Origin of the sequence: Burkholderia sp. AU4i (assembly GCF_000466765.1) — a bacterium.
GTDB lineage: Bacteria > Pseudomonadota > Gammaproteobacteria > Burkholderiales > Burkholderiaceae > Burkholderia > Burkholderia cepacia.
This window is the reverse complement of sequence record NZ_ASSI01000037.1, coordinates 16,738-35,022: the sequence shown is the minus strand read 5'-3', so window position 1 is coordinate 35,022 and position 18,285 is coordinate 16,738. Positions and strand designations below refer to the sequence as shown.

13 protein-coding genes and 1 pseudogene are annotated in these 18,285 nt (G+C 65.3%); 5 read left to right on the top strand and 9 right to left on the bottom strand.

Annotation, left to right across the window (positions count from 1 at the left end):
• Positions 1–51 precede the first annotated feature (51 nt).
• The 5 genes from iscR to L810_RS07070 all read right to left on the bottom strand — a co-directional run bounded on the left by iscR (position 52) and on the right by L810_RS07070 (position 3,813).
• Positions 52–591, bottom strand: coding sequence for a Fe-S cluster assembly transcriptional regulator IscR (gene iscR, locus L810_RS07090; protein ID WP_009691731.1), 540 nt, complete (start codon positions 589–591; stop codon positions 52–54).
• A 114-nt stretch (positions 592–705) separates the two neighbouring features.
• Positions 706–1,188 carry a low molecular weight protein-tyrosine-phosphatase gene (locus tag L810_RS07085; RefSeq protein WP_021157670.1) on the bottom strand — a complete coding sequence of 161 codons (483 nt, stop codon included), beginning with the start codon at positions 1,186–1,188 and terminating at the stop codon, positions 706–708.
• Between the two features lie 101 nt (positions 1,189–1,289).
• Complete coding sequence (locus L810_RS07080) at positions 1,290–1,517, bottom strand: hypothetical protein (RefSeq protein ID WP_021157669.1); 228 nt, start codon at positions 1,515–1,517, stop codon at positions 1,290–1,292.
• Positions 1,518–1,646: 129 nt separating this feature from the next.
• Positions 1,647–3,056 carry a lactate utilization protein B gene (locus tag L810_RS07075; protein ID WP_021157668.1) on the bottom strand — a complete coding sequence of 470 codons (1,410 nt, stop codon included), beginning with the start codon at positions 3,054–3,056 and terminating at the stop codon, positions 1,647–1,649.
• 34 nt (positions 3,057–3,090) lie between these two features.
• A complete protein-coding gene (locus L810_RS07070) occupies positions 3,091–3,813 on the bottom strand; it encodes a (Fe-S)-binding protein (protein WP_021157667.1) in 723 nt (240 codons plus the stop codon).
• Positions 3,814–3,996: 183 nt separating this feature from the next.
• On the opposite strand from L810_RS07070, the gene L810_RS07065 reads away from it, so the two are divergent.
• Positions 3,997–4,806, top strand: a complete 810-nt coding sequence (locus tag L810_RS07065) for an IclR family transcriptional regulator (RefSeq protein ID WP_027786965.1) — start codon at positions 3,997–3,999, stop codon at positions 4,804–4,806.
• Between the two features lie 93 nt (positions 4,807–4,899).
• Here L810_RS07065 and pbpG read toward each other — a convergent pair whose 3' ends face one another.
• A complete protein-coding gene (gene pbpG / locus L810_RS07060) occupies positions 4,900–6,069 on the bottom strand; it encodes a D-alanyl-D-alanine endopeptidase (RefSeq protein WP_021157665.1) in 1,170 nt (389 codons plus the stop codon).
• 653 nt (positions 6,070–6,722) lie between these two features.
• On the opposite strand from pbpG, the gene L810_RS07055 reads away from it, so the two are divergent.
• Entirely contained in the window at positions 6,723–7,289 is a 567-nt protein-coding gene (locus tag L810_RS07055; RefSeq protein ID WP_006481973.1) for a phasin family protein, read from the top strand.
• A 198-nt stretch (positions 7,290–7,487) separates the two neighbouring features.
• On the opposite strand, the gene lpdA is transcribed toward L810_RS07055, so the two are convergent.
• From lpdA to aceE, 3 genes and pseudogenes are all read right to left on the bottom strand, one after another.
• A complete protein-coding gene (gene lpdA / locus L810_RS07050) occupies positions 7,488–9,248 on the bottom strand; it encodes a dihydrolipoyl dehydrogenase (protein ID WP_021157664.1) in 1,761 nt (586 codons plus the stop codon).
• A 285-nt stretch (positions 9,249–9,533) separates the two neighbouring features.
• Positions 9,534–10,850, bottom strand: a pseudogene (gene aceF / locus L810_RS07045) (dihydrolipoyllysine-residue acetyltransferase); the annotation flags it as partial.
• A gap of 62 nt (positions 10,851–10,912) precedes the next feature.
• Complete coding sequence (aceE, locus tag L810_RS07040) at positions 10,913–13,609, bottom strand: pyruvate dehydrogenase (acetyl-transferring), homodimeric type (protein ID WP_021157662.1); 2,697 nt, start codon at positions 13,607–13,609, stop codon at positions 10,913–10,915.
• A gap of 273 nt (positions 13,610–13,882) precedes the next feature.
• Here aceE and fixL point away from each other — a divergent pair, with 273 nt between their 5' ends.
• From fixL to folD, 3 genes are all read left to right on the top strand, one after another.
• A complete protein-coding gene (fixL, locus tag L810_RS07035; protein ID WP_042973631.1) occupies positions 13,883–16,399 on the top strand; it encodes an oxygen sensor histidine kinase FixL in 2,517 nt (838 codons plus the stop codon).
• A complete protein-coding gene (fixJ, locus tag L810_RS07030; protein WP_006493245.1) occupies positions 16,396–17,034 on the top strand; it encodes an oxygen response regulator transcription factor FixJ in 639 nt (212 codons plus the stop codon). The genes fixL and fixJ overlap by 4 nt, the downstream gene beginning before the upstream one ends.
• 244 nt (positions 17,035–17,278) lie before the next feature.
• Positions 17,279–18,139 carry a bifunctional methylenetetrahydrofolate dehydrogenase/methenyltetrahydrofolate cyclohydrolase FolD gene (gene folD, locus L810_RS07025; RefSeq protein WP_042973627.1) on the top strand — a complete coding sequence of 287 codons (861 nt, stop codon included), beginning with the start codon at positions 17,279–17,281 and terminating at the stop codon, positions 18,137–18,139.
• The last annotated feature ends 146 nt before the right edge of the window (positions 18,140–18,285 follow it).

Sequence of the window (18,285 nt, the reverse complement as noted above, 5' to 3'; positions counted from 1 at the left end):
ATTCTGTGCAGGGACTATGTGCGTTATGGGGGTTGGCGGGCGCCTTCGCGCTCACGAACTCGCGATGTTGAACACCGAATTGGGACCGAGCGGCATCGTGCGCACCGGTTCGGCCGGTGCAGCGACGGGCTCCGGCGTGCGGCGATCGCGCAACACCGCAGGGGCGCCCTCGCGTGCGCGCTGCTGATCGACGAGATCCTGCAGCGACACGGAGTCGAGGTATTCGACCATCTTCTGGTTCAGCGTCGACCACAGCTCGTGCGTCATGCAATGGCCGTCGGGCTGCTTCGAGCCGTCGCACGTGCCTTTGCCGCCGCACTGCGTGGCGTCGAGCGGTTCATCGACCGCGATGATGATGTCGGCAACGGTGACGTCCTGCGCGCGACGCGCGAGGTTGTAGCCGCCGCCCGGGCCGCGCACGGATTCGACGATTTCATGCCTGCGCAGCTTGCCGAACAGCTGTTCGAGATACGAGAGCGAAATCCGCTGGCGCTGGCTGATGCCTGCAAGCGTCACCGGGCCCTGCTCCTGGCGCAGTGCCAAGTCAATCATCGCCGTGACGGCGAAACGGCCTTTGGTGGTGAGTCTCATGGTGTCTAGGGGACTGCAATCTTGACGATTTTGGTCAAGTATAAATATTTGACGTTTTTAGTCAAGTATCCATGTCTTTGAAAGGGTATTCGCAGACCGCTGAATACCGCGCGATCAGCGCTCCGTGCGAGCCCGGAGCGTCTCGAGCAGGCCCGCGCACGCGCGCTCGACTTGGTCGAGCACCTGCTCGAAACCCTGCGCGCCGCCGAAATACGGATCGGCCACTTCGGTTTCAGTCGAATCCGGCGCGAATTCCATCAGCAGGCGCACCTTGTCGAGATGCTGCGGCGGACAGCGGCGGCGCAGCTCCGCGAGATTCGCGTCGTCCATCGCGAGCAGCAGGTCGAAGCGCTCGAAATCCGCCGCGCTCACCTGTCGTGCGCGCAGCGTCGACAGGTCGTAGCCGCGGCCGCGAGCGGCCGCCTGCGCACGCGCATCGGGCGGCTCGCCGACATGCCAGTCGCCGGTGCCGGCCGAATCGATCGCGATCCGGTCCGCCAGCGCGGCCGCATCGACCTGATGACGCATCACGCCTTCCGCGGTGGGCGAACGACAGATGTTGCCGAGACAGACGAAACAGATCGAAACGCGGGTCATCGCACTATCGGAAAGCCGCGGCGAACCGCGCGGGAGAAGAACGCGCCATTATACAAAGGCGACCGGAATCGCGCCGTCCGGCAAAGCGACGGCGCCGTGCATTACAGCGCCTTCGGCGCGACGAGCGCGACGTCGCCGGATGCCGCCGGCAGCGGCTTCGCCGCGTCGTCGACCAGCCCGAACGACACCGCACGCGCCAGTTCGGCAGATGCCTGGTGGACTGCGAGCGGGCCACGCGACGGCGCATCGGTCATCGCATGCAGATAGGCAGCCGCAGCCAGCGGAACGACGATTGCCAGCGGCCAGTACATCGATATTGTCTTTTTCATGATGCGGACCTCCTTGACCTCGTACCCCGAAACCCAATTCCGGGGACTACAGACGAGATTCTATAGACCGCACCTATCGAGATAAATATCCAAATAGCGAACGCAGTGTTGTCGCCGGATGAACAGTCGTCAGCCGAGGTGGCTTTGCGACGCCGCGTACAGTTCGCGGAACGTGCGCCCGGTCGGGGTCGGCATGTCGCGCGTGTCCATCCAGCCGCCCATCATCGGCAGGCGCCGCAGCGTGCCGCCGGCGCCCAGCCGCTCGAGGATGCGCACCGCGAGCTTCGTCGTCAGCGCGTACAGCATCGGCCGCCGCGCGACGAAACCCCATGCAGCGAGCGCCGCCCGCTCGCGCCACGGCCGCAGGTGCCGCTCGACCTGCTTCTCGCGCAGCGTGCGCAACAGGTGCGACAACGGAATCCCGGCCGGGCAGACGCTGTCGCATTCCCCGCAAAGCGTCGCCGCCTGAGGCAGATCCAGCGCGCGATCGAGCCCGACGTAACTCGGCGTCAGCACGGAACCCATCGGCCCCGGGTAGACCCAGCCGTACGCATGGCCGCCGACCTTCTGGTAAACCGGGCAATGGTTCATGCATGCGCCGCAGCGGATGCAACGCAGCATCTCCTGGAACTCGCCGCCGATCAGCCCCGTGCGGCCGCCGTCGACGAGCACCACGTAGTTGTGCTCGGGGCCGTCCTCGTCGTCCGGCCCGCGCGGCCCGGTCAGCAGCGAGAAATAGTTCGACGTCTTCTGCCCCGTCGCGGAACGCGGCAGCAGGCGCATCGCGGTCGCGAGGTCCTCGAGGGTCGGCAGCACCTTCTCGATGCCCGTCACCGCCACATGCACGCGCGGCATCACCGTGCACATCCCCTCGTTCCCTTCGTTCGTCACGATCGCGACCGACCCGGTCTCGGCGATCACGAAGTTGCCGCCGGTCACGCCCATGTCGGCCGACATGAAATGCGGGCGCAGCACCTCGCGCGCCTCCCGCGTCATGTCCGGAATCTCGGTGAGCCGCTCGCGGTGGTGCGTGCGCGCGAACAGGTCGGCGATCTCGTCCTTGTCCTTGTGGACGACGGGCGCGATGATGTGGCTCGGCGGCTCGTTGTCGTTGATCTGCAGGATGTATTCGCCGAGGTCCGTCTCGATCGATTGCACGCCCATTTCCGCGAGCACCGCGTTCAGGCGCATTTCCTCCGACACCATCGACTTGGTCTTGATGACCTTCTTCACGTCGTGACGGCGCGCGATGTCGGCCACGAGCCGCGCGGCGTCCGCCGTCGTCTCGGCGAACAGCACGGTCGTGCCGCGCCGCGTCGCCTCCTGCTCGAAGGCCTCGAGCCAGACGTCGAGATTCTCCAGCGCGCGGTTGCGGCGCGCCTTGAGCGCGGCCCGCGTGGCCGGGAAGTCGATCGCGGTCATCGCGTCGGCACGCGCGGACACGAACTTCGTCGACAGCTTCTTCAGGTTCTGCTGCAGGCGCTGGTCGGCCAGCTTCTGGCCGGCGCGCGCCTTGAAATGCATCGATTGGACTTGCATCGCGGTATCGGGGAAAAGTGAGCGGAACCGGGCGTCAGACGTCGCCCGCCAGCACCTGCGCGACGTGCAGCACGCGCGTGTCGCGGTCGCCGGTGCGGCGCAACCGCCCTTCGATGTTCAGCATGCAGCCGAGATCGCCGAGCACGACGGCGCCCGCACCCGACGCGCGCACGTTCGCGCACTTCTCGTCCGCGATGGCCGCCGAGATGTCGCCGTACTTCACCGCAAACGTGCCGCCGAAGCCGCAGCAGTGCTCGCAGTCCTTCATCTCGGTAACCGCGATGCCGCGCTGCGCGAGCAGCGCGCGCGGCTGCGCCTTCACGCCGAGTTCGCGCAGGCCCGAGCATGAATCGTGATAGGTGACTGGCCCCGTGAATTCACCCGGCGCGAGCGAGACCTTCGCGACATTCGCCAGGAAATCGGTCAGTTCGTAGACCTTCTGCTGGAACCGCGTGTAGCGCCCCATCAGTTCGGGGTCGTCGCGGAACAGGTCGCCGTAGTGCGCACGGATCATCCCGCCGCACGAACCCGACGGCGCGACGACGTAATCGAACTGCTCGAACTCGCGCAGCGTCTTTTCCGCGAGATCGCGGGCGAGCGCGCGGTCGCCCGAGTTGTAGGCCGGCTGGCCGCAGCAAGTCTGCGCGGGCGGCACGATCACCTCGTAGCCGGCGTCGCGAATCAGCTTGAGCGCCGAAAAACCGATTTCCGGACGCATCAGATCGACCAGGCAGGTCACGAACAAACCGACTCGCATACGCGCTCCTTCGAGAAAACGGCTCTCATTATCCGCCGTTTGGCCGGCGAGACCAACGCCGGCTCGCGCGCAAGCCCGCACTGCGCGAAACGAGGACTTCCTCGAACGGCGTTCGCTTTTTTCACGATACGAGATACAATCGTTGCAACACCGCTTGCCGCGTCAACCGATTTCTCCCCCGACATGAGCCAACCCACCCCGGATTCCAAAACGTCGATCCAGGTGATCGAACGCATGATGCGGTTGCTGGACGCGCTCGCCGCGCACAGTGACCCCGTGAGCCTGAAGGAACTTGCGCAGCGCACGGAGCTGCACCCGTCTACGGCGCACCGCATCCTCAACGACATGGTGACCTGCCGCCTCGTCGACCGCTCCGATCCCGGCACGTATCGCCTCGGCATGCGGCTGCTGGAGCTCGGCAACCTCGTGAAGGCACGCCTGTCGGTACGCGACGCGGCGCTGATGCCGATGCGCGAGCTGCACCGCCTCACCGGGCAGACCGTGAACCTGTCGGTGCGCCAGGGCGACGAGATCGTCTACATCGAGCGCGCGTATTCGGAGCGCTCGGGGATGCAGGTCGTCCGTGCGATCGGTGGCCGCGCGCCGCTGCACCTCACGTCGGTCGGCAAGCTGTTCCTTGCAGCCGACGAAACGTCGCGCGTGCGCGCCTATGCGACGCGCACGGGGCTGTCCGGCCATACGCAGAACAGCATCACCGACATCGCGAAGCTCGAGCGCGAGCTGACGATCGTCCGCCAGCAATCGTGCGCACGCGACAACGAGGAACTGGAGCTCGGCGTGCGCTGCATCGCGGCCGGCATCTACGACGATTCGGGCAAGCTCGTCGCGGGCCTGTCGCTGTCGGCGCCGGCCGATCGCCTTCAGGATGCGTGGCTCGGCCAGTTGAGCCGTACTGCCCTCACCATTTCGGAATCGCTCGGCTACCGGCCGGCGCCCACGAAGGATGCGGACGGGCTGCAGCGGCAGGCGTAAGCCGCTCCGCGCGCCCGCAGTAAAAAAGCCCCGCGATTGCGGGGCTTTTTTACTGCCATCGGCGCGGCGGCGAGCGGCCACGCCACCGTGCGATCAGGTCCCGCCGTTCGGCGTGTTGGCCGCCGTCAGGCGCTCGCCGCCGCCGGCGTCGAGCCAGTTGCGCAGGCGTGCCGCGTCGGCGAAGCGCGAATACTTGCCGAACGAATCGAGCAGCACCATCACCATCGGCCGGCCGTGGATCGTCGCCTGCATCACGAGGCATTCGCCCGCTTCGTTGATGAAGCCCGTCTTCTGCAGACCGATGTCCCACGAGCCGTTGCCGCGGATCAGCGCGTTCGTGCTGTTGTAGGCGAGATTGCGCTTGCCCGTGTACACCTCGTAGCTGCGATCGGTCGAGAACTGACGGATCATCGGGTACTGGTACGCCGCATTGACCATCTTCACCAGATCGCGCGCGCTCGACACGTTCGAGCTCGACAGGCCGGTCGAATTCTCGAAATGGGTATCGGTCATGCCGAGCGACTTCGCCTTCGCGTTCATCGCGGCGATGAACGCCGGACGACCGCCCGGGTAATAACGCGACAACGCGGCGGCCGCGCGGTTTTCCGACGCCATCAGCGCGATGTGCAGCATGTCTTCACGCGACAGCACCGAGCCGACCGACAGGCGCGAGCCCGTGCCCTTCTCGTAGTCGCGGTCTTCGTCGGTGACTTCGATCTGGTCGGCCATCGGCGCCTTCGAGTCGAGCACGACCATCGCCGTCATCAGCTTCGAGATCGACGCGATCGGCACGACGGCGTGCGAATTCTTGTCGAACAGCGGCTCGCCGGTGTTCTGGTCGACGACGTACGCGACGCTCGAACGCAGCGCGAGTGCGTCCGGCGTATCGTGCAGGCCGAACGCCTGGCCGACGCTCTGCCGGCGCGGCTGGAACGCGACCTTGCGAACCGCGCCGTGATGGCCGGCACGCACGCTGTTCGCCGCGAGCGTCACGCGCTTGCGCGACGCCTTTGCGCGCGGCGCATCGGCCGCGGCGACCTTGGCGGATTTGTCGGAGGTGGCCTTGGCCGACTTCTTCTTCGCGGACGAAGCAGGAGCGACAGCCTTTTTCTTGGCGGCTTGTTGGGTCTTCGCAGTGGCGGCAAAGGCGTCAGCGGGCGTGACGGACGCGGTGGTCGCCAGCAAGGCGACAGCGACCGACACAGCCGTGCCGAGCGTCATGCTCTGCAACAATCTGCGCGGTGAAAACGATTCGGCTTTCATTGGGGTCTGGACAAAGCGGGCGGGAGGTTTCCGCAAGTGTAGTTAAAGCTGAAAAAAAGAGCAATATTAGGCACTTACCGATCGTCGTTAAACCGGAATGTAAGGGTTGGCCAACCTCTGACCAATGAACCCTCCCGCTCCCATCGAAAAAATTCATGGGATGCGCTGCCCGACAGTACCCGTCTCCCGATTACACACGGTTAATTGAGATAACGTCACTTCGGAAGCGATTTAAAGCGGGGAAACTACGTATCCGGCGCTCGGGGTGCCTTGGGAGCCGGTCTCGGCCGTGGCGGCGGCACGTCGCCACGGTACGCGCATCGAAACGGCGCGTTTTCGACAGGAACAGAAGGATAACGTTCCATGACCCTGTCAGGTTTACCTGTGCATGATCATGGTGCGCCGCGTGCGCCCCGCGCCCGTGCGCACCATCTGGGAGACGCGCATGAAACCGATTCCGAACGGGCACGATAACTTGTTGTTTTATCGATAATTTGTCGCGATTGTGCAACGCACAAAAAATACTTGACATCCGTTTCCGCTGCCCTAAAATAGGCCTCATTGCTGCGTTGCACAAAGCACGCGCATCCGAGGTTCCCCGTCGTAGTGCCCTTTACCCTGCGATCGACGCGATCGCTTTTCAGGAGCTGGACATGTCCTTGCTGACCCCCGAGCAAATCGCCGCTGCACAGAAAGCCAACCTCGAAAGCCTGTTCGGTCTGACGACCAAGGCGTTCGAAGGCGTCGAGAAGCTGATCGAACTCAACCTGCAGGTCGTGAAGTCGACGCTGGCCGAAGGCCAGGAAAACGCACAGCGCCTGCTGTCGGTGAAGGACGCACAGGAACTGATCGCACTGCAAGCCAGCCTGTCGCAGCCGGTCGCGGAAAAGGTGCTGTCGTACGGCCGTCACCTGTACGAAATCGCATCGTCGACGCAAGCCGAGTTCGCGAAGGTTGCAGAAGCGCAATTCGAAGAGCAGAACAAGAAGGTCCAGGCACTCGTCGACAACGTCGCGAAGAACGCCCCGGCCGGTTCGGAAACGGCTGTCGCCGCACTGAAGTCGGCACTGAACGCTGCGAACACCACGTACGAAACGGTTCAGAAGGCCACGAAGCAAGCCGTCGAAATCGCTGAAACGAACTTCAACGCTGCTGCTGCCGTCGCAACGAAGGCTGCTACCGCCGCTGCCGCACGTCGTTCGAGCAAGCCGGCCGCGTAAGCGTCCCCTGCTCCTGAAAGAGCCGCGCACAGCGCGGCTTTTTCGTTTCTGGCGCCGCACCACGCCGGAATCGCCAAGCCGCCTGCCTTGCCCGAACGGTCGTTTGAGCATCGGCCGCCAGCAAAAGAAAACGCCGCCGCCCGGATTGCCCGGGAGGCGGCGTTTTTTGTGGCCGGCAACATGCCGGCTCCGCTCGCGTTACTTCTTGCGCTGCGGCGGCAGGTCCGTGCACACGCCTTCGTACAGTTCGGCGGCCATGCCGACCGATTCGCCGAGCGTCGGGTGCGGATGGATCGTCTTGCCGATGTCTTCCGCGTCCGCGCCCATCTCGACGGCGAGGCACACTTCGCTGATCAGGTCGCCCGCGTTCAGGCCGACGATCGCGCCGCCGATCACCCGATGGGTTTCCTCGTCGAAGATCAGCTTCGTGAAGCCTTCGTCGCGGCCGTTCGCGATCGCGCGGCCCGATGCGGCCCACGGGAACACGGCCTTGCCGTACTTGATGCCTTCGGCCTTGCACTGGTCTTCCGTCTTGCCGGCCCACGCCACTTCCGGATCGGTGTACGCCACCGACGGGATCTGCAGCGCGTCGAAGTACGCCTTCTCGCCGTGCGCGGCTTCCGCTGCGACGTGGCCTTCATGCACGGCCTTGTGCGCGAGCATCGGCTGGCCGACGATGTCGCCGATCGCGAAGATGTGCGGGACGTTCGTGCGCATCTGCTTGTCGACGTCGATGAAGCCGCGATCCGTGACGGCGACGCCTGCCTTGTCGGCGCCGATCTTCTTGCCGTTCGGGCTGCGGCCCACCGCGACGAGCACGAGGTCGTAGCGCTGCGCTTCCGCAGGCGCCTTCTCGCCCTCGAACTTCACGTAGATGCCGTCTTCCTTCGCTTCCGCGCCGACCGTCTTGGTCTTCAGCATCACGTTGCCGAAGCGCTTCGCGTTGTACTTTTCCCAGACCTTCACGAGATCGCGGTCCGCGCCCATCATCAGGCCGTCCATCATTTCGACGACGTCGATCTCGGCGCCGAGCGTCGAGTACACCGTCGCCATTTCGAGGCCGATGATGCCGCCGCCGATCACGAGCATGCGCTTCGGCAGCTGGCGCAGTTCGAGTGCCCCGGTCGAATCGACGACGCGCGGGTCTTCCGGCATGAACGGCAGCTTCACGGCCTGCGAGCCCGCGGCGATGATCGCCTGCTTGAACTTGACGACCTTCTTGCCGTTTTCGCCCTGCACTTCCATGTGGAACGGATCGACGAATGCGCCGACGCCCGTGACCACTTCGACCTTGCGCGCCTTGGCCATGCCGGCGAGGCCCGTCGTCAGTTTCTTGACGACGCCGCCCTTGAAGTCGCGCAGCTTGTCGAGATCGACTTCCGGCTTGCCGAACGTGATGCCGTGCGACGCGAGCGCCGCGGCTTCCTCGACGACGAGCGACGTATGCAGCAGTGCTTTCGACGGGATGCAGCCGACGTTCAGGCACACGCCGCCGAGCGTCGCGTAGCGTTCGACGAGCACGGTCTTCATGCCGAGGTCGGCTGCGCGGAACGCGGCCGAGTAGCCGCCGGGGCCGGCGCCGAGCACGAGCATGTCGCATTCGATGTCGGCGGCACCGCTGTAGCTGCCGGCTTGCGGCGCGGGCGCCGGGGCGGCCGGTGCCGGAGCAGCCGCTGCGGGCTTGGCCGGTTCGGGTGCTTTCGCGGGCGCGGCGGCGCCTGCGGATGCTTCGACGATGGCGATGACGGTGCCTTGCGAGACTTTCTCGCCGGCCTTGACCTTGACTTCCTTGACGGTGCCGGCGACGTCGCTGGGCACTTCCATGGAGGCTTTGTCGGATTCGAGCGTGATGAGCGTCTGCTCTTTTTCGATCACGTCGCCGGGTTTCACGTTGACTTCGATGACATCGACGCCGCTGAAATCGCCGATATCCGGAACCTTGACTTCGATGAGACTCATGACTGTCCCCTTCTTGATTAGCTGCAGACAGAGGGGGAGAAACCCGCGGAAGAACCCACTATTGCGACTACGGCCTGACAAGAGAACGCGACGCTGGGCAGGACCACCTTTGCCGTCCGCCCAAGGACGCGCCTTTCTTTTGGTTACTTTTCTTTGGAAGACAAAGAAAAGTGACCGCCGCCCCGCGCAGGGGCGACGCTAATAGACCGTTAGCGCAACAGGTTCAACGACAAGAGCGTGGAGAACCAACCAAAAACCACGCCCCCGCGAGCCCCACCCCGCTCATCAAAGAATGATGCGACGGAAATCCGCGAGCAACGCGCCGAGATACGCATTGAACCGCGCGGCTTCCGCGCCATCGATCACGCGATGGTCATACGACAGCGACAGCGGCAGCGTCAGACGCGGCACGAACTGCTTGCCGTCCCACACCGGCTTCATCTGGCCGCGCGACAACCCGAGGATCGCGACTTCCGGCGCATTGATGATCGGCGTGAAGTGGGTGCCGCCGATCCCGCCGAGCGACGAGATCGAGAAGCAACCGCCCTGCATCTGGTCCGGCTTCAGCTTGCCGTCGCGTGCGGCCTTCGACAGCTCGGCCATTTCCTTCGCGATATCGACGAGCCCCTTCTTGTCCGCATCGCGGATCACCGGCACGACGAGGCCGTTCGGCGTGTCCGCGGCAAAACCGATGTGGTAGTACTGCTTGAACACCAGGTTGTCGCCGTCGAGGCTCGCGTTGAAGGTCGGGAATTTCTTCAGCGCGGCGACGACCGCCTTGATCACGAACGCGAGCATCGTGAACTTCACGCCCGCCTTTTCGTGCTCCTTGTTCAGCTGCACGCGCAGCGCTTCGAGCTCGGTGATGTCCGCTTCGTCGTTGTTCGTGACGTGCGGGATCATCACCCAGTTGCGATGCAGGTTCGCGCCCGAGATCTTCTTGATGCGCGACAGCGGCTTCGCCTCGAACGGGCCGAACTTCGAGAAGTCGACCTTCGGCCACGGCAGCAGGTTCAGTTCGCCGCCGCCTGCCGGCGCGGCTGCCGCGCCCGGTGCCGCGCGCTGGCCGGTCATCACGCCCTTCACGAAGCCCGTGACGTCTTCCTTCGTGATGCGGCCCTTCGGACCCGAGCCCTGCACGCGCGCGACTTCGACGCCGAGTTCGCGTGCGAACTTGCGTACCGACGGCGATGCGTGGCTGGCGCGGTATTCGCCCGACGATGCCGCGGCCGGAGCCGGCGCAGCAGCGGCCGGTGCGGCCTTCGCGGGTGCCGGTGCGGGTGCTGCCGGTGCTGGCGCCGGCGCTGCAGCGGCGGGCGCCGGTGCGCTCGCCTGCGGTGCGGCAGCCGCTGCACCTGCGGCTTCGAGCAGGATGATCAGCGAGCCTTCCGACACGGAATCGCCCACCTTGACCTTGATTTCCTTCACGACGCCGCCTACCGGGCTCGGCACGTCCATCGTCGCCTTGTCCGACTCGAGCGTGACGAGCGACTGCTCCGGCTCGACCGTGTCGCCGACCTTCACGCCGATCTCGATCACCGGCACGTCCTTGTAATCGCCGATATCCGGCACCTTCACTTCGATCGCTTGACTCATCTGTTTCTGTCTCCATGGCTGCGCGCGCTTCTCGCGGAAGCGGCGCGCGGCATCACACGGCGTGTGCGTTAAACGGTCATCGGGTTGGGCTTCGACGGATCGAGGTTGTACTTGGCGATCGCGTCCGCGACCACCTTGCGCTCGATCGTGCCTTCGTCGGCCAGCGCGTTGAGCGCGGCGACGGTGACCCAGTGACGGTCGACTTCGAAGAAGTGACGCAGCTTCTCGCGGGTATCCGAGCGGCCGAAACCGTCGGTGCCCAGCACGACGAAGCGGCGATCGATCTGGCCGCGGATCTGGTCGACCAGCGCGCGGACGTAGTCGGTCGACGCGATGACCGGGCCCTGCGTGTCCTTCAGGCACTTCTGCACGTGCGACAGGCGACGCTCCTCGGTCGGATGGAGCAGGTTCCAGCGCTCGACCTGATGGCCTTCACGCGCCAGCTCGGTGAAGCTCGGCACGCTCCACAGGTCGGCGGCGACGCCCCAGTCGTTCTTCAGCAGGTCGGCGGCAGCGATCACTTCGTTGAAGATCGTGCCCGCGCCGAGCAGCTGGACGCGCGGCGCCTTCTTGTCGGCGTCGGCCTTCCTGAACGCGTACATGCCCTTGATGATGTCGGCCGCCACGTGCTCGCCCTGCGGAATCGCCGGGTGCTCGTAGTTCTCGTTCATCACCGTGATGTAGTAGTACACGTCTTCCTGGTCCTGCACCATGCGGCGCAGGCCGTCCTGGACGATCACCGCGAGTTCGTAGCCGAAGGTCGGGTCGTAGCTCACGCAGTTCGGCACCGATGCCGCCCACAGCAGCGAGTGGCCGTCTTCGTGCTGCAGGCCTTCGCCGTTCAGCGTCGTGCGGCCCGCGGTACCGCCGAGCAGGAAGCCGCGCGAACGCATGTCGCCCGCGGCCCATGCCAGGTCGCCGATCCGCTGGAAGCCGAACATCGAATAGAAGATGTAGAACGGCACCATGATCTCGCCGTGCGTCGAATACGACGTCGCCGCCGCGATCCAGTCGCACATGCCGCCCGCTTCGTTGATGCCTTCCTGCAGGATCTGGCCGGTCTGCGATTCCTTGTAGAACATCAGCTGGTCGGAATCTTCCGGCACGTACTTCTGGCCTTCCTGGTTCCAGATACCGATCTGGCGGAACAGGCCTTCCATGCCGAACGTACGCGATTCGTCCGGGACGATCGGCACGACGCGCTTGCCGAGCGCCTTGTCCTTCAGCAGGATGTTCAGGATCCGCACGAACGCCATCGTCGTCGAGATCTCGCGGCCCTCGCCCGTGCCCTTCAGCAGCGGTTCGAACGCGTCGAGCGCCGGCACCGGCAGCGACGTCGCCTTCTCGCGGCGATGCGGCAGGTAGCCGCCGAGATCCATGCGCTGCTTGCGCATGTATTCGAGTTCCTTCGAGCCTTCCTCGAACTTCAGGTACGGCACGTCGGCGATCTGCTCGTCGGTGATCGGCAGGCGGAACTGGTCACGGAACTTCTTCAGTTGCTCGACCGGCAGCTTCTTCTGCTGGTGCGTGATGTTCATCGCCTGGCCCGACTCGCCCATCCCGTAGCCCTTGATGGTCTTCGCGAGAATGACGGTCGGCGCACCCTTCGTGTTCGTGGCTTCGTGGAAAGCCGCGTAGATCTTGTGCGGATCGTGGCCGCCGCGGTTCAGCGCCCAGATGTCGTCGTCGGACCAGTCGGCGACGAGCGCCTTCAGTTCAGGCGTGTTGAAGAAGTGCTCGCGCACGAACGCGCCCGACTCCGACTTGTACGTCTGGTACTCGCCGTCGACGACTTCCATCATGCGGCGCATCAGCGCGCCCGTCTTGTCGCGTGCGAACAGCGCATCCCAGCGGCTGCCCCAGATGACCTTGATCACGTTCCAGCCGGCACCGCGGAATTCCGATTCCAGTTCCTGGATGATCTTGCCGTTGCCGCGCACCGGGCCGTCGAGACGCTGCAGGTTGCAGTTGATCACGAACACGAGGTTGTCGAGCTTTTCGCGGCTCGCCATCCCGATCGCGCCGAGCGATTCCGGCTCGTCCGTCTCGCCGTCGCCGAGGAATGCCCACACCTTGCGGCCTTCCGTCTTCGCGATGCCGCGCGCTTCCAGATACTTCATGAAACGTGCCTGGTAGATCGCCATGATCGGGCCGAGACCCATCGACACGGTCGGGAACTGCCAGAAGTCCGGCATCAGCCACGGGTGCGGGTACGACGAAATGCCGTTGCCGTCGACTTCCTGGCGGAAGTTGTCGAGCTGCTCTTCCTTCAGGCGGCCGAGCAGGAATGCGCGCGAGTACACGCCCGGCGACGAGTGGCCCTGCACGAACACGAGATCGCCGCCGTGCTGCTCGGACGCTGCGTGCCAGAAGTGGTTGTAGCCGACGTCATAGAGCGTCGCGGCCGACGCGAACGACGCGATGTGGCCGCCGACGTTCGTGTCCTTGCCGGCACGCAGCACCATCGCCAGCGCGTTCCAGCGCGTGTACGAACGGATGCGGTGCTCGATGTCCTGGTCGCCCGGGATCTTCGCCTGGGCTTCGACCGGGATCGTGTTGATGTACGGGGTATTGGCGGAGAACGGCAGGTGTTCGCCGTGCATGCGGGCGAACTCGATCTGCTTTTCGATCAGGTAATGCGCGCGGCCGGTGCCCACGGAGGAGATCACGCCATCGAGCGACTCCAGCCACTCGACGGTTTCTTGCGGGTCGTCGTCACGTTCGGCGGCGACATATTTCATCACTTCGTTCGGTACAGCGGACATTCTCGTCTCCTGGGTCCTGGAATGTGAGGATCGCTCTCGTGCAGACGACGCGACGCGACCGGCTGCGGGCAAGCTCCAGCGGATTGTAATGAGCGTGCGCGGGCCTGCGCAACAAAATTTTCGAATTGTGAGATCTTTTCTCGCAATACGAAATATTGCTGCGCTGCACCCATATTTCGGGGCTCTCCGGCGCGTCCCGGCGGAACAAATCCGTTTCCGTTCAACATATCCGGTATAGGTTTTCCATGTATTGCGCTGCGCTACAATCCTGCCATGTTGACCGATCGGCTTTTCGCACGCTCGGCGCGACCGTCGGGCCCGCCGGCGGAGTCGCAGCCGTCCCGTTGGCACCACGGACCGTGGTGGTCCAATTCCTATTTGCTGACGCCACTGCTGTCGATCCTCGTGTTCCTGGTGGTGATGAGCCTCATCCTGTGGAGCCTCAACCGCCGCGAACAGCAGCAGCAGGAAGACACCCTCTTCCGGAACGTCGCGTGGGCGCAGCAGCAGATCCGCCTGTCGATGACGGGCGCGCAGGAACAGCTCCAGGCAGTATCGCGCGACCTCGCGTCCGGCCGTCTCGACCAGAACGCGTTCCAGATGGCCGTCGCGGACGTGATGCAGACGCACCCGGAAATCCTCTACCTGAACTGGTACACATCGCCCGGCGTACAGCGCTGGCCGACCGTGCATCCGCCGCTGCTCGGCCAGCGGCTCGCGAAGCCCGGCGAAGCGCAGATGCAGGACGCCGTGCGCGGCGCGTACGACGAGGCGCGCAGCACGCGGCGCCAGGCCTATTCGCCGCTGATCTACGACGACTTCGGCAACGGCTTCATCACGCTGCAGACACCCGTCATGCGCGGCGACCGCGAGTACCTCGGCTCGATCGCCGCGGTGTTCTCGGTCGAAGGCATCCTGAAGCACGACATTCCGCAGGAACTGTCGTCGAAGTACAAGATCTCGATCACCGACGCGAACAACCGCGAGCTGTCGTCCACGTCGACGCGCCCGCGCCTGCCGCGCGACTCGCACTACGACCTGCCGCTCGATCCGCCCGGCCAGGGGCTGACCGTGCGCGTGTACGCATTCCCGCAGCTCACGAACCTCACCAACAACACGCTCGTGTGGCTCGTGGCGGGCCTGTCGTGCTTCGTGCTGTGGAGCCTCTGGAGCCTGTGGAAGCACACGCGCCAGCGCTTCGAGGCGCAGCAGGCGCTGTACGCGGAGGCGTTCTTCCGCCGCGCGATGGAGAATTCGGTGCTGATCGGCATGCGCGTGCTCGACATGCACGGCCGCATCACGCACGTGAACCCCGCGTTCTGCCGGATGACGGGCTGGGACGAAACCGACCTCGTCGGCAAGGTCGCGCCGTTCCCGTACTGGCCGCGCGACGCTTACCCGGAAATGCAGCGCCAGCTCGACATGACGCTGCGCGGCAAGGCGCCGAGCTCGGGCTTCGAGCTGCGCGTGCGGCGCAAGAACGGCACGCTGTTCCATGCGCGCCTGTACGTGTCCCCGCTGATCGACAGTTCGGGCCGCCAGACCGGCTGGATGTCGTCGATGACCGACATCACCGAGCCGAAGCGCGCGCGCGAGGAACTCGCGGCCGCGCACGAGCGCTTCACGACGGTGCTCGAAAGCCTCGACGCCGCGGTGTCGGTGCTGGCCGCCGACGAAGCCGAGCTGCTGTTCGCGAACCGCTACTACCGCCACCTGTTCGGCATTCGCCCGGACGGCCATCTCGAGCTGTCGGGCGGCGGCTTCGACCGCGCGCAGGCATCGTCCGACTCGATCGACATGGTCGACGCGTTCGCGGGCCTGCCGGCCGCCGCGCTGACGAGCAGCACGGCCGATGCGCAGGAGGTGTACGTCGAGAGCATCCAGAAGTGGTTCGAGGTGCGCCGCCAGTACATCCAGTGGGTGGACGGCCACCTCGCGCAGATGCAGATCGCGACCGACATCACGACCCGCAAGAAGGCGCAGGAGCTCGCGCACCAGCAGGAAGAGAAGCTGCAGTTCACGAGCCGATTGATGACGATGGGTGAAATGGCGTCGTCGATTGCTCACGAATTGAACCAGCCGCTCGCCGCGATCAACAACTACTGCTCGGGCACGCTCGCGCTCGTCAAGAGCGGCCGCGGCACGCCCGAGACGCTGCAGCCCGCGCTGGAAAAGACTGCGCAGCAGGCGCTGCGCGCCGGGATGATCGTCAAGCGGATCCGCGAATTCGTGAAGCGCAGCGAGCCGAAGCGCCAGCCGGCCCGGGTCGCGGACATCGTCGCCGACGCGGTCGGGCTCGCTGAAATCGAGGCCAGGAAGCGCAGGATCCGGATCGTCACGGAAATCCTCGCAAGAATGCCTATTATTTATGTCGACCCCGTGCTGATCGAGCAGGTGCTCGTGAACCTGATGAAGAACGCGGCCGAGGCGATGGCCGACGTGAAGCCGGCGTCGGCGGACGGCGTGATCCGCGTCATCGCCGACATCGAGGCGGGATTCGTCGACATCCGCGTGATCGACCAGGGCCCGGGCGTCGACGAAGCGACCGCCGAGCGCCTGTTCGAACCGTTTTACAGCACCAAGTCCGATGGCATGGGCATGGGGCTGAACATCTGCCGTTCGATCATCGAATCGCATCGGGGGCGTCTGTGGGTGGTCAACAACGTCGAGCCGGATGGCCGCATTTCCGGCGCGACGTTCCACTGCAGCCTGCCCATTGGGGAACCCGCTGATCTCGGCCAAGGGGGGCGCGAGGCATCGGCATCACATACCGTTACGGGAGAACTATGAATAGCCCTGTCACCACCACTCAGGAAACCGTCTTCGTCGTCGACGACGACGAGGCCGTACGGGACTCGCTGCGCTGGCTGCTGGAGGCGAACGGCTATCGCGTGCAATGCTTCTCGAGCGCCGAGCAGTTCCTCGATGCGTACCAGCCGGCGCAACAGGCCGGCCAGATCGCGTGCCTGATCCTCGACGTGCGGATGTCGGGCATGAGCGGTCTCGAGCTGCAGGAACGCCTGATCGCCGACAATGCCGCGCTGCCGATCATCTTCGTCACGGGTCACGGCGACGTGCCGATGGCCGTGTCGACGATGAAAAAGGGTGCGATGGACTTTATCGAGAAACCGTTCGACGAAGCCGAGCTGCGCAAGCTCGTCGAGCGGATGCTCGACAAGGCCCGAAGCGAAAGCAAGAGCGTCCAGGAGCAGCGTGCCGCGAGCGAACGCCTGTCGAAGCTGACCGCGCGCGAGCAGCAGGTGCTCGAACGGATCATCGCGGGCCGCCTGAACAAGCAGATCGCCGACGATCTCGGCATCAGCATCAAGACGGTCGAAGCGCACCGCGCGAACATCATGGAAAAGCTCAACGTCAATACGGTGGCCGACCTGCTGCGCCTCGCGCTGTCGAAGAAGCAGGCCTGAGCGTCGCGTGCGGCTCCGGGTAGCCCTGCCCGGCCGGCCGCACCATCGGCTACCGCGCCGCGCGATGCGGCCCACTCGCGCGGCATGGCCCGGCGCTTCCTCCCGGAGCGCCGGCACCGGCGCCATGACGCTTTCCTTGTATTCACTGTCGGACGACGGCAGGCGACCGGTATAATTGCGTGCTTTGCTGCGGCGCTTCGCGTGCCGCACGCCCGCATTCCAACTTCCCGGCAGGACCACCACCATGACAGCCCTCCTCATCGACGGCAACGCCCTCTCGAAGACCTTGCGCGCGCAGGCCGCCGAACGCGCCGCCGCCCTGACCGCACGCGGCCACCAGCCCGGTCTAGCGGTGATCCTCGTCGGCGCCAACCCGGCGAGCGAAGTCTATGTGCGCAACAAGATCAAGGCGTGCGAGGACAACGGCTTCTTCTCGCTGAAGGATGCGTACCCGGCCACGCTGTCGGAAGCCGACCTGCTCGCGCGCATCGACGAGCTGAACCGCGACCCGAAGATCCACGGCATCCTCGTCCAGCTGCCGCTGCCCGCGCACATCGACAGCCACAAGGTGATCGAGGCGATCGCGCCGGAGAAGGACGTCGACGGCTTCCACATCGCGAACGCCGGCGCGCTGATGACCGGCAAGCCGCTGTTCCGGCCGTGCACGCCGTACGGCGTGATGAAGATGTTCGAGGCGCACGGCATCCCGCTGCAGGGTGCGAACGCGGTCGTGATCGGCCGCTCGAACATCGTCGGCAAGCCGATGGCGATGATGTTGCTCGACGCCGGCGCGACCGTGACGATCTGCCACAGCAAGACGCGCGACCTCGCCGCGCATACGCGGCAGGCCGATGTCGTGGTCGCCGCGGTCGGCAAGCGCAACATCCTGACCGCCGACATGGTCAAGCCCGGCGCGACGGTGATCGACGTCGGCATGAACCGCGACGATGCGGGCAAGCTGTGCGGCGACGTCGACTTCGCGGGCGTGAAGGAAGTGGCCGGCTACATCACGCCGGTGCCGGGCGGCGTCGGCCCGATGACCATCACGATGCTGCTGATCAACACGATCGAGGCCGCCGAGCGCGCGGCCGACGCAGCAGCCTGACCCTGCCCGTTCAGCCGGCGTGCGGTTCCGCGCGCCGGCGCCTCGCCGGCCGCACCTGGCCGGCCACCCCATCCCGCATTCGACCCCGCGCCAATCGCGTCGTTAGAAACTAACGATTGGAAAGCGCGCGATGCGCCCCAATAATG